The sequence below is a fragment of the bacterium genome, from assembly GCA_031082185.1.
Lineage (GTDB): Bacteria > Sysuimicrobiota > Sysuimicrobiia > Sysuimicrobiales > Humicultoraceae > VGFA01.
Map to the genome: position 1 here is coordinate 1 of JAVHLI010000005.1, position 12,504 is coordinate 12,504.

Consider the following 12,504-nt stretch of genomic DNA (forward strand, 5'->3'; position numbering starts at 1 on the left):
TTCTGCTTCGCTACCGAAATCCCCTCAACTGCTACCCTGGACTTTACTCAAACGCAGCGCGCTCGCCCTACTTCTCGGACTCCACCAGGCCCTTCACGAACCAGCGCTGCATGATGACGACCACCACGACCGGCGGCAGCATCGCCATCACCGCCGTCGCCATGATGAGGTTCCAGTCGTTCTGTGCATCCCCCACGCCTATCATCTTTGTAATGCCGATCACGATGGTGTTCATCTCCTTGCTGGTCGTGATCAGCAGCGGCCAGAGGTACTGGTTCCAACCGTAGATGAACAGGATCACGAAGAGCGCGGCGATGGTATTGGTGGACAACGGCATCAGGATGCTCCAGAAGAACCGCATAGGGCCCGCGCCATCCATCTTCGCCGCGTCCACCAGCTCGTCGGGAACGGTCAGGAAGAACTGCCGGAAAATGAGCGTAGCGGTTGCGGACGCGATAAGGGGTACGATCAACCCCTGGTACGTGTTGAGCATACCGAGGTTGGAGATCACGGCGTAAGTGGGGATGATGCGCACCTCGATCGGCAGCATCAGCGTGATGAAGATCATCCAGAAGAAGAACATGCGAAGCGGAAAGGCGAAGAACGCGACGGCGAACGCCGAGATGATAGAGATTGTGATTTTGCCGGTCGCAATCACAAGCCCCATGATCAGGCTGTTCAGCAGCATGCGCCGAACGGGCGCCGCGCCCGTGACCCGTGTCCCCTCGCCGGAAGACCATGCCTGGCTGTAGTTCTCGATGGCGTGCGGGCCGGGCCGGAGCGGCATCTCGCCGCGCGCGATGGTCCCCACGTCGTACGTCGAGCCCATTAGCGCGACGAAGACCGGAAACACGAAGATCGCAACCCCCAGGATCAGGATCAGATGTGCCTGCCAGCCCCCACCAAGGCGCGACGCCCGAGCCATCAGTAGTGCACCCTCCGTTCAATGTATCGGAACTGCATGGCGGTCAGGGTAATTACCACCAGCAGAAGGATCACCGACTGCGCCGAGGAGCCGCCGAGATCAAGGTAGACAACTCCATCCACGTACACCTTGTAGATCAAGGTCTCGGTGGCTTTAGCGGGCCCGCCGCGCGTTAGCGAGTGGATCACGCCGAATGTGTCAAAGAAGGCGAATATCACGTTGACGACGATCAGGAAGAACGTCGTCGGGGAGAGCAGCGGGAAGATCACCTTCCAGAACCGCTGCCGGGGCGTAGCCCCGTCCACCGAGGCGGCCTCGAGCACAGACCGTGGAATTGACTGCAGTCCCGCAAGGAAGAAGATGAAGTTGTAGCTGACCTGCTTCCATGCGGCCGCCAGGATGACCAGCAACAGCGCCTGGGTGCCGTTGAGCGTGTAGTCCCAGTGAATGCCAACCTGGTTGAGCGTCCGCCCCAGGATGCCGATCGTCGGGTGGAAGATGAACAGCCACAGCGACGCGGACACGGCGGGGGCCACCGCGTAAGGCCAGATCAGGAGGGTTTTGTAGACGCCGGCGCCGCGGATGGGTTTGTCGGCGGTCACTGCCAGAAGCAACCCCGAGCCCATCGCCAGCAAGATCACCGCTCCCGAGAACAAGATAGTGTTCCCCACGGCCTGCAGGTAGGCATCGTCGCTGAGAACGTGCGCGAAGTTCTCGAACCAAACAAACGCCGTGCGCGTGCCAAACGGGTTCTGCCGCAGCAGCGACTGGGCGACGGCCTGGCCAGCCGGCCAGAAGAAGAACACGATGGTAATCGCCAGCTGCGGCGCCAGGAGGACGTAGGGGAGGAACTTGTTGTTGAAGATCGAGCGCTTGGTCATCTTATGCTCACAAGCTCAGACCCGGCCTCGCCGCGTGACACGGGGAGTCCGGGTCTGAGCCCGAAGTTTGGTTGTGCCCCTATTCTACGGGGCGTTCGCCCGCTCGAAACGCCGTAGGACCTCGTTGCTGCGCCGGGTCGCGGCGTCCATCGCCTGCTTCGCCGTCTGCGTCCCCTGAAACGCCTTCTCCCACTCCTCGTAAAAGATAACCCGGATCTCAGGCATGTTCCCCAACCGCAGCCCCATGGTGTTCCGGGTAGGCCGCGACCGGGTCAGCTGCTTGAACGGGATGTCAGCACCGGGGTTCGCCTGCCAGTATCCCAGTGCCTGGACGAGCGTCATGCCCGTAAAGGTGATCGGCACGAACCCGGTCTCCATGTGCCACTTGGCCACAATCTCGGGCTGGCTGATGAACTTGAAGAACTCCGCGACGGCCTTGTACTCGTCGGCGGTTCGCCGCGGGCTGGTCATTACCCAGAACGACGCGCCGCCGATGATCGAGTTCTTGGGCGCACCCTTCACGTCGTCGTAGTAGGGGAGGTAGGTCACACCCCACGAGAACTTCGCCTCGCGGATCACCCGGGCGCGCATGCCGGACGAGGCGTGTATGATGGCGCACTCGCCCGAGGGGAACAGCGCGTCGCCCGCGGAGTCGCGGCCGCCGTACTTGAACGTGCCCTCGCGGTGCATGTCCACAAGTGTCTGGAGGTGCCGGACATAGAGCGGACTGTTGGTCTGCATCTCGGTGTCCATGCCCTCGAACCCGTTCATCTTCGTCGCCAGCGGCACATCGTGGATGGCGCTGAGGTTCTCGAGGTTCGTCCACGTCGGCCACGCCATGGTGAACCCGCAGGGAGCGGCGTTGGTCTGCCGGATGCGCGTTGCGGCGGCCCGCAGCTCGGCCCAGGTCTGCGGCGGCTTCTCCGGATCCAGGCCCGCCCGCCGGAAGGCGTCCTTGTTGTAGAACGTGATCGGGGTCGAGCTGTTGAACGGCATCGAGATCATCTTGCCGTCCGGCGAGCTGTAGTAGCCCCGCACCGCCGGCAGGTAGATGCTCGGGTCGAAGGAGATGCCGGCCTCCTTGAACAGCTGGTGGACCGGCTTGATGGCCCCCTGGGCAGCCATCATCGTGGCCGTCCCTACCTCGAACATCTGAACGATGTGGGGCGCGTTCCCTGCGCGGAAAGCGGCGATCGCCGCCTGCATCGTCTCGGGATACGCTCCCTTGAAGGCCGGGTTCACGCGGTATTTGGTCTGCGAGTTGTTGAAGTCGGTTGCGATTCCCTCGAGGATGTCCCCCAGCGGCCGTGTGAGGCCGTACCAGAAGTCCACCGTGACGCGCCCTCCGGGCACCTGCGCGACCAACGTCGGGGTGAAACCCGCCCCGGCCTGGAGCGATCCGGCATGCGTCCCGCCGCTGACAAGCGCAAGGACGACTATGATACCTATCAACACTCTGATCATCACCCATCGCCTCCTGTAATAGTCATGGTCATGAGTACCGCGTTCGCCCACCGACCGCTTCTTACCTTCATCCTCAGGTGCGCACTCCGGGCGTTTGGTGCCGCTTCAGGATCTCGATCGTCTCGGAAATGGGCAGGGCCGGCATCACATGCCCGTGCCGGCCCGTCGTGGTCTCGGCTGCGAACAGCGCGTCCAGGATGGCCTCCTCCGAGGCCTCGACGGCGGCACGGAAGAGCAGGTTCAGGGTGTTGCGCTGCTGGGGCTCCTGGCGCGGGTTTGTAGAGAACGCCACCGCCAGATCGCCGCTGGTATGTCCGCTGATGGCGCCGGTGCGGGCCATCCCCATGAAGCATCGCCAGGCGATCCGGCGCAGGTCCAGCGCCGAGAGCGGCGCGTCGGTGGCGACGACAAACACACACGAGCCGCGCTCGGACGGTTGGGCAACGGCGGTCAGCTCGCGTCCCACCGCAACCCCGTCCACAACCAGGTCTCCTGGAAACCCGAAGTTGGGAACAACCAGCACCCCCAGGCGAAATCCGGGTTCGGCAAGCACTCGCGACGCCCCCCCGACCCCGGATTTGAACCCCAGGCACCGCATCCCAACGCCGGCGCCGACGCAGCCCACCTCCACCGGCCCTTCCTGGGCCGCTGCAACCGCAGCCAGCACGTGGTCTTCGCCGACGGCGCGCGCGCGGGCATCGCTCAGGTAACCGTCGAAGCACTCGAGAACCACCGGGTTGACCGTTTCGTTCACCCCGATCTCGGGATCCTGGCCGATCATGTAGGTAATCAGGGCGTCGGCGACTCGAGGCACGTTCAAGGTGCTCGTGAGCAGAATCGGGGACTCGACCGAACCCAGCTCCTCGATCTGCATGAGGCCGGCCGATTTGCCGTAGCCGTTGAGCACCGCGGCGGCCGCGGTTACCTTCCGGCGGTAGAGGTTCCCCCCGTGGGGCACCACGGCCGTGACACCGGTCCTAAGGTCGCCCTCCCGCAGCGAGACGTGCCCTACCCGCACCCCGGGAACGTCGGTGATGGCGGAGTGGGGACCCGCAGGCAGGGCGCCGATCGTCAGGAAATCACGTACGCGCGGCATGAGGCCAGCCCTGCAGCACACGGATGTAGTTGCCCCTCTCGAATGCCTGGGGATCTGGGCAGTGGGTCAGGCTCATGCTCCCGCGCATCTGCTGGAGCGACACGTACTCGTGTGCCTCCATCCAGGACTCGATCTCCGCCAGCACGGTTCGCAGATACTGCGGGCCGCGCACCAGAAGGGCCGAAACCATCTGCACCGCGTCGGCACCCGCCATGATTGCCTTGATCGCGTCTGTGGCGGAGTGGACCCCACCGGTGACGGCCAGCGAGGACTGCACACGCCCGAACAGAACCGCCAGCCACCGCAGACGCAGCAGCAACTCCGCGCTGGTTGACAGCTCGATCCGCGGAACGACCTCCAGCTCCTCGATGTCAATCTCCGGCTGATAGAAGCGGTTGAACAGGACCAGTCCGTCGGCGCCGGCCCCGGCGAGCTCGGTGGCCAGGTTTGCCACGGACGAGTAGAATGGGGAGAGCTTCACCGCCACCGGCATGGTGACGGCCTGCCTTACCGAACGCAGGACATCCAGGGTGCGCCTCTCGACCGCTACGCCTGTCTCCTGCGGGTCCGTGGCCAGGAAGTAGACGTTTAGTTCGAGGGCGTCCGCGCCTGCCTGTTGGATCAGCCGCGCGTATTCCACCCACCCTCCAACGGTGGCCCCGTTGAGAGAAGCGATGACGGGCACGCCCACCGCCGCTTTGATGCGCGAGACCTGTTCCAGGTACTGCTCCGGACCCAGGGCGAACTCGCCGGCCCGGGGGAAATAGGAGAGCGCCTCGGCAAAGGACTCGGTGTGCGCCTCGACGTGGTGGATGGCGGCGAGCTGTTCCTGGCTGATCTGCTCCTCGAACAGCGAGTGCATCACGATGGCGGCCGCGCCCGCGTCCTCCAGCCGCCTGACGGTGTCCAGATTCTGCGCCATAGGCGAGGCACCCGATATCAACGGGTGTGGGAGATTCAATCCAAGGTAGGTCGTGGAGAGATCCAAACTACCCCCTCCCTTCACTTGGCCAGGAGTTCATAGAGCTTGTAGCGTGTCTGCACGTCGCGGCGGGCTGATTCCAGCAGAGCGCGCGCTCTCTCAGGATCGATACCCTCCACCATGCGGAATCGCGTCTCGTTGTAGAGGAACTTCGCCAGATCACCCTTGGGCGGCCCTGAGTCAAGCTGCATCGGGCTCTTGCCCTCCTCCAGACGCCGCGGGTCGTACCTGATCAGCGGCCAGTAGCCTGTTTCCACGGCCAGCTTCTGCTGCTCCATCCCCATGGCCAGGTCGTAACCGTGGGCGATGCACGGACTGTAGGCGATGATCAGCGAGGTTCCAGGGTAGGATTCCGCTTCAAGGAAGGCGTTCACGGTGTGCGTGTCCTTGGCGCCGAAGGCCACCCGCGCCACGTAGACGCTGCCGTAGGTCATCGCCATCATGGCCAGGTCCTTCTTGGCGATGGGCTTGCCCGCCGAAGCGAACTTGGCGACGGCCCCGCGCGGCGTGGACTTGGACTGCTGGCCGCCGGTGTTGGAGTATACCTCGGTGTCCAACACCAGGATGTTCACCTTGCGGCCCATGGCCATGACGTGGTCCAGGCCTCCGTATCCGATGTCGTAGGCCCAGCCGTCTCCGCCCACCACCCAGACGGACTTCCGCACGAGGTAGTCGGCGATTAGTTCCAGGCGGCGCGCGGCCGGCGTGTTCACTCCGGCCAGCTTCTTGCGGAGTGAGACTACCCGCTCGCGCTGGGCGGCAATTCCGGCCTCGCTCGACTGGTCGGCCTTCAAGATGGCGTCGGCCAGGTCGGGGCCGACCTGCTGTGCAAGTGTCCGCACGAGATCTTCGGCCTGCTCGGAGAGCGAGTCCAGGGCCAGGCGGAACCCGAAGCCGAACTCGGCGTTGTCCTCGAACAGCGAGTTGGACCAGGTGGGGCCGCGGCCGTCGCTGTTCGTGGCGTAGGGCGTCGTCGGCAGATTCCCACCGTAGATGGACGAGCACCCGGTGGCATTGCCGATCAGCAGGCGGTCCCCGAAGAGCTGGGTGAGCAGCTTGACGTACGGTGTCTCCCCGCAGCCCGCACAGGCTCCCGAGTACTCGAAGAGCGGCGTTAGGAACTGCGATCCCTTCACGTCCAACTTGATTCGGGTACGGTCCGGTTCCGGCAGTGACAGGAAGAACGCCCAGTTCTCTCGTTCGGGCTCCCGCAGCGGGATCTGGGGCGCCATGTTGATCGCCTTGTGCTTGGGGTTGGTCTTGTCCTTGACCGGGCAGACCATCACGCACAGGCTGCAGCCGGTGCAGTCCTCAGGGGCCACCTGCAGCGTGTACTCTAAGCCTTTGACCTCCTGGCTGCGGAAGGCCGTGGACTTGAAGGTAGGCGGCGCGCCCTTCAAGAGCTCCGGATCGTAGTACTTGGCCCGGATGGTTGCATGCGGACAGACGAGAACGCACTTGTTGCACTGGATACAGATCTCGGCGTCCCACACCGGGATCTCCAGGGCGATGTTGCGCTTCTCCCACTGGGTTGTCCCTACCGGCCAGGTGCCGTCAACGGGAAAGGCGCTAACCGGGAGCAGGTCGCCCATGTTGGCCGCTATCACCCCGATCACGCGCTGCACGAACTCCGGAGCATCGGTAGAGATGGTCGGGGGAAGTGACTTCGTGGCAGTAACCTTCTCCGGCACATCTACCAGGTGCAGGTTGGCAAGAGTCTCGTCCACCGCCTGCCAGTTCCGGCGGACAACCTCATCGCCCTTCTTGCCGTAGGTCTTCTCTATGGACTCCTTGATCTTACTGATAGCCTCGTCTCGCGGCAGCACACCGGAGATCGCGAAGAAACAGGTCTGCATGATCGCGTTGATGCGGCCGCCCATGCCTGTCTTGCGCGCTACCTCCACTGCGTCAATGGTGTAGAACGTCAGGCGCTTCTCGATGATCTGCTCCTGCACCTCACGGGCCAGATGGTCCCAGACCTCCTCCGGACCGTATGGCGAATTCAGGAGGAAGACCGCGCCAGGAGCAGCATATCTGAGCACATCGTACTTCTCCATGAAGACAAACTGATGGCACGCTACGAAGCTCGCGTGCTTGATGAGGTAGGCGGACTGGATCGGCCTGGGCCCAAACCGCAGGTGCGAGATGGTCATGGCCCCCGATTTCTTGGAATCGTAGACAAAGTACCCCTGGGCGAAGTTGGGCGTCTCCTCCCCGATGATCTTGATTGAATTCTTGTTGGCGCCCACAGTGCCGTCGGCGCCCAGCCCGAAGAATACCGCCCTGGAGACGTCATCCGGCTCGGTGTCCAGGTCGCGATCGAAGGGCAGCGACAGACCCGTTACGTCATCGGTGATTCCAACCGTGAAGCAGGGTTTAGGCTTGGTTGCGGCCAGCTCTGAAAATACCGCGCAGACCATGGCCGGGGTGAACTCCTTGGAAGCCAAGCCGTACCGCCCGCCGCTCACGGTCGGCGGCACGGAGAAGCGGGCAAAACCCTCTTCCTGGGCCTCCCGGAGGGCGGCAACCACATCCATGTACAGCGGTTCGCCCGGTGCTCCGGGCTCCTTGGTCCGGTCCAAGACGGCGATCGCCTTGACCGAGGATGGCAGGGCCGCGACGAAGGCCCTGGAAGAAAACGGCCTGTACAGGCGGACCTTGAGCACGCCGACCTTCTCCCCGCGGGTCAGCAGCCACTCCACGGTCTCGTGGACGGTTTCGGCCCCCGAGCCCATCAGCACGACAACCCGTTCGGCTTCCGGGTCCCCAACATAGTCGAAGAGGTGGTACCGGCGGCCGGTGAGCTCCCCGAACCGGTCCATGGTCTCCTGCACCACGTCAGGGCAGGCCGTGTAGAACCGGTTGACCGCTTCCCGCGCCTGGAAGTAGGCGTCGGGGTTCTGCGCCGTCCCACGCAGTACCGGGCGGTCCGGCGTCATGGCACGGCGGCGGTGATCCTCGATGAAGTCAGTTGGAAGCATTGCGCGCAGGTCGTCATCGCTGAGATACTCGATCTTAGCCACCTCGTGCGAAGTGCGGAACCCGTCGAAGAAGTGCAGGAATGGCAGACGCGACTTCAGCGTGGCCGCCTGAGCGACCAGGGCCATGTCGTGGGCCTCCTGCACCGAGTTGGAAGCCAGCAGGGCGAAGCCGGTCTGCCGGCACGCCATTACGTCGGAGTGGTCGCCGAAGATCGAGAGCCCGTGCGTGGCCAGCGTTCGGGCGGAGACGTGCATCGCGAACGCGGTCAGCTCGCCGGCAATCTTGTACATGTTGGGGATCATAAGCAGCAGCCCTTGGGAAGCGGTGAACGTCGTCGTCAGGGCGCCTGCCTGCAGGGAGCCGTGCACGGCGCCGGCGGCGCCTCCCTCGGACTGCATCTCGACCACTATGGGCACCGAGCCCCAGACGTTCGCTTTGCCCTGAGCCGACCACTCGTCCGCGAACTCCCCCATCCCCGAAGACGGTGTGATGGGGTAGATGGCCACAACTTCGTTGGTACGAAACGCGACTGACGCGGTCGCCTCGTTCCCTTCAATGGCAACCATCTGTCGCTGTGTGGTCTCCGACATGCAAAGTCCTCCTCGCGTGCGAAATCATCTGAATGCGCGCTGTTTTCGCAGGTGATATAGAGACGGCTTTGGGGTATCTACCCGGCAGTGGCCGCCTCAACCCCTAGGCTAGTCGGAACAGGCAGGTATCGGTATCCACCCAACACCCGATACGGCATAGGATGCGTGGCGTAGACGACCCTGGTGGCTGGAGCGCCCGGAGGGAATCGAACCCCCGGCCTGCTGGTCCGAAGCCAGCCGCTCTGTCCCCTGAGCTACGGGCGCGCGTCCTGCAGCGAGTATAACATAGGACCGGCCGCGGGCAGAGCCCCGACGGCATCAGCTAGGGCTGCCGCGTCAGCGCCGTCTCGACGGCCCGAAACCACTCCTGGGGGTCGGTCACCACGCCGGGGAACTTGCGCACGATGCGACCAAAGCGGTCAACGAAAAAGGTCTCCGGTACGCCGGTGAGGCCGTAGGCCCGGTAGACTGTGTTGTCCTTGTCGCGAACCGTGGGGTAGGTAGTTTTGGTCTCGTGCAGGAACCGCAACGCCGCCGGCGTCAGGTCCTGCACGTTCACGCCCACCACCATGACCCCCCGCTCCCTGTACCGCTGCCAGGTGGCCTCCAGGGCGGGTGCCTCCTCACGGCACGGTATGCACCAGGACGACCAGAAGTTCAACACGACCACCCGGCCGCGGAGCGCCCCCAGGTCCACTCTCCCCTCCGCATCCAGGCGCGGGAGCACGAGCAGGGGTGCTACCGGGATCTCTCCCCGCGCCAGCGCAACGCTGAGCGAGGCCGGCCGATTAGTACGTAAGGTTACGAAGACCAGCAACCCAAGGAAGACCACGAGGCTGCCCATCAGGACCGCCTGGTGCCGCCTGCTGCCCATTGGTCCCATCCCGACCTAGACGACAGGATACCCGGCGGCCTGCAGGGCCTCGCGGAGGCGCGCCTCATCCAGCTCCGTCGGATTGAACTCCACCAGGACCTTCTTTGTCACGGCGCTGGCCTCGACCTTCGCCACGCCGGGCAACTGCGCAAGAGCCTTGGTCACGGTGCGCACGCAGCCATCACAGTGGATCTTGGGAACGTCGAAAGTCTTCGTAGTCATCTCAGCGTCACTCCCTCCGTAGAGATGGTACCCGCAGGTCGGTATCCCCGTAGCCGCAGGCTGTTGCTCACCACCGTAACCGAACTGGCAGCCATCGCCAGCGCGGCCAGGACCGGGCTCAGCAGCATGCCTGTAAAAGGATACAGCACGCCGGCGGCAACGGGAATCAGGGCGACGTTGTATGCGAACGCCCAAAACAGGTTCTGCCGGATCGTACGCATCGTGCGACGGCTGAGGGCAATCGCCGACAGCACCCCGCGCAGATCCTCGCCGATCAGCACTATGCCCGCGGACTCGATGGCCACGTCGGTCCCGGCGCCGATCGCTATGCCCAGGTCCGCGCGCGCCAGGGCGGGCGCGTCGTTGATCCCATCTCCCACCATGGCCACCACGTGCCCTTCACGCTGCAGCGCCTCGACGTGCGCGGCCTTCTCGTCGGGTTTGACCTCGGCCAGAACGCGGTCGACTCCCACCTGCTGCGCGATCGCTTCGGCGGTCCGCCGGTTGTCGCCCGTGAGCATTACTACCTGGAGACCCATCCGGTGGAGCGCGGCCACGACTTCCCGGCTGTACGGCTTTAGGGTGTCGGCCACGCCGATCACCCCGGCAGCCCGGCCGTCCACCGCCACCAGCATCGGCGTCTTGCCGTCCGCGGCCAAGCCGTCGGCGCGCGCGGCCAGGGCGTCCGCCGCGATCCCGTGGCGGGCTATCAACGCGGCGTTGCCGACAAGGATCTGCCGCCCCTCGACCGTGGCCTCGATGCCCTGACCAGGCACGGCCTCGAACGCGGCGGCGTCGCCGAGGGCGATTCCGCTGCTCCGCGCGCGGGCGACGATTGCCTCTCCTACCGGATGCTCGCTCCCGCGCTCGGCCGCACCCACCAGTCGCAGCAGCGTTGTCTCGTCGAACCCTTCGGCCGGAAGGACGTCCGTTACCGCGGGTGTCCCGCGCGTAAGCGTACCGGTCTTGTCGAGCACCACCGCGGTGATGCGGTGCGCGATCTCCAGCGCCTCGCCGCCGCGGATCAGGATCCCGGCCTCGGCACCCCGCCCGGTCCCGACCATGATCGCCGTGGGTGTGGCCAGTCCGAGCGCGCACGGGCACGCGATTATCAGCACCGCCACGAAGGTGAGCAGGGCATAGGTCAGCGCGGGCTGCGGGCCGATTGCCAACCAGACCCCGCCGGTGACCAGCGCGATCACGATCACCACCGGCACGAAGTAGGCGGCCACCCTGTCGGCCAGGCGCTGAATCGGCGCCTTGGTACCCTGGGCTTCCTCGACCAGCCGAATGATCTGCGCCAGCGCGGTGTCGCGTCCCACCTTCGTGGCGCGGAACCGGAAGGTCCCGGTCCTGTTGAGGGTCGCGCCTATCACCTCGACGCCGGCGGCCTTCTCCACGGGCATGGACTCCCCGGTGATCATTGACTCGTCCACCGTTGAGAACCCATCGAGCACGGTGCCGTCCACCGGGATCTTCTCGCCTGGGCGCACGACCACGACGTCGCCCACAACCACATCCTCGATCGGTATGTCAGCCTCGGAGCCGTCCCGGATCACGCGGGCGGTCTTGGCCTGCAGCCTGATCAAGCGACGGATCGCCTCGCTGGTACGGCCCTTGGCCAGCGCCTCCAGGTACCGCCCGAGCAGAATGAAGACGATGATTATCGAAGCGGTTTCGTAGTAGACCGTTGGCTCGAGCCCGCCGCCCGTGAACCACTGCGGGAAGAAGGTAGCGGCGACGCTGTATAGATACGCCGCCGAAGTGCCCACCGCGATGAGGGTGTTCATGTCGGCGGTCCCGTGTCGTGTCGCCGCCCACATCCCGCGGTAGAACCGCCAACCCGCCCAGAACTGAACGGGGGTCGCCAGGGCGAACTGCACCATCCAGTTGTGCAGCAAGGCCGGCGCCCAGACGTGGACTCCCATATGCGGGAGGCTGCCCCAGAGAATCGGGAGGCAGAGCAGCGTCGCGCCCACCAGGCGGATGCGCAACGCGCGTTGTTCGCGCTCGCGGCGCTCGGCCTCGCGGTCAACGGCGCCCTCCTCGGCGGCCAGTGGCTCGTAGCCCGCGTCACGCACGGCGCGCCACAGCGCCTGCGGCGTGGCAACGCCGGGTATGAACTCGACCGTCGCCTGTTCTCGCGCCAGGTTCACCGAAGCTGATAGGACGCCTTCAACCGTCCGTAGAGCCGTCTCGACCGTGTTCACGCACGAAGCGCAGGACATCCCGGCAATGGGTATAACCAGGCGCTCATTCCGGACCTCGTAGCCGACGGCGCGTACCGCGGCGATCAGGTCGGTCAGGGTGGCCTGCGCGGCGTCAAAGGCAACCAAGGCGCGCTCCGAGGCGAAGTTGACCTGCACCGCGCTCACCCCGGCCGTCTTGAGAAGGCCCTCCTCCACCCTGTTCACGCACGAGGCGCACGACATCCCTTCGACCGGCAGTTCGATCCGCCGCAAGGCGGTGCGACCGTTCGCCATGGTGC

The 12,504-nt window shown here is 65.0% G+C and carries 9 protein-coding genes and 1 tRNA gene; all 10 read right to left on the bottom strand.

The genetic code is table 11. The features are described 5' to 3' along the window. Positions 1–67: 67 nt before the first annotated feature. The 10 genes from ugpE to RDU83_06120 all read right to left on the bottom strand — a co-directional run bounded on the left by ugpE (position 68) and on the right by RDU83_06120 (position 12,499). Positions 68–925, bottom strand: a complete 858-nt coding sequence (ugpE, locus tag RDU83_06075; GenBank protein MDQ7840580.1) for a sn-glycerol-3-phosphate ABC transporter permease UgpE — start codon at positions 923–925, stop codon at positions 68–70. Continuing rightward, positions 925–1,806: a sn-glycerol-3-phosphate ABC transporter permease UgpA gene (gene ugpA, locus RDU83_06080; GenBank protein MDQ7840581.1), complete on the bottom strand. Its 882-nt coding sequence runs from the start codon at positions 1,804–1,806 to the stop codon at positions 925–927. The genes ugpE and ugpA overlap by 1 nt, the downstream gene beginning before the upstream one ends. A gap of 84 nt (positions 1,807–1,890) precedes the next feature. Next, positions 1,891–3,270 (bottom strand): sn-glycerol-3-phosphate ABC transporter substrate-binding protein UgpB, encoded by a 1,380-nt coding sequence (gene ugpB / locus RDU83_06085; GenBank protein ID MDQ7840582.1) that lies wholly within the window; start codon positions 3,268–3,270, stop codon positions 1,891–1,893. A gap of 73 nt (positions 3,271–3,343) precedes the next feature. Continuing rightward, positions 3,344–4,366, bottom strand: coding sequence for a P1 family peptidase (locus RDU83_06090; protein MDQ7840583.1), 1,023 nt, complete (start codon positions 4,364–4,366; stop codon positions 3,344–3,346). Further along, positions 4,350–5,372 carry a dihydroorotate dehydrogenase-like protein gene (locus RDU83_06095; GenBank protein ID MDQ7840584.1) on the bottom strand — a complete coding sequence of 341 codons (1,023 nt, stop codon included), beginning with the start codon at positions 5,370–5,372 and terminating at the stop codon, positions 4,350–4,352. The genes RDU83_06090 and RDU83_06095 overlap by 17 nt, the downstream gene beginning before the upstream one ends. Then, complete coding sequence (nifJ, locus tag RDU83_06100; protein ID MDQ7840585.1) at positions 5,369–8,920, bottom strand: pyruvate:ferredoxin (flavodoxin) oxidoreductase; 3,552 nt, start codon at positions 8,918–8,920, stop codon at positions 5,369–5,371. The genes RDU83_06095 and nifJ overlap by 4 nt, the downstream gene beginning before the upstream one ends. Positions 8,921–9,108: 188 nt before the next feature. Next, positions 9,109–9,184 (bottom strand) — tRNA-Arg (locus RDU83_06105). A 58-nt stretch (positions 9,185–9,242) separates the two neighbouring features. Then, a complete protein-coding gene (locus RDU83_06110) occupies positions 9,243–9,794 on the bottom strand; it encodes a TlpA disulfide reductase family protein (protein ID MDQ7840586.1) in 552 nt (183 codons plus the stop codon). A gap of 15 nt (positions 9,795–9,809) precedes the next feature. Then, positions 9,810–10,016 carry a heavy-metal-associated domain-containing protein gene (locus RDU83_06115; protein MDQ7840587.1) on the bottom strand — a complete coding sequence of 69 codons (207 nt, stop codon included), beginning with the start codon at positions 10,014–10,016 and terminating at the stop codon, positions 9,810–9,812. Beyond that, on the bottom strand, positions 10,013–12,499 hold the full coding sequence (locus tag RDU83_06120; protein ID MDQ7840588.1) for a heavy metal translocating P-type ATPase: 2,487 nt from the start codon (positions 12,497–12,499) through the stop codon (positions 10,013–10,015). The genes RDU83_06115 and RDU83_06120 overlap by 4 nt, the downstream gene beginning before the upstream one ends. Positions 12,500–12,504: the final 5 nt, after the last annotated feature.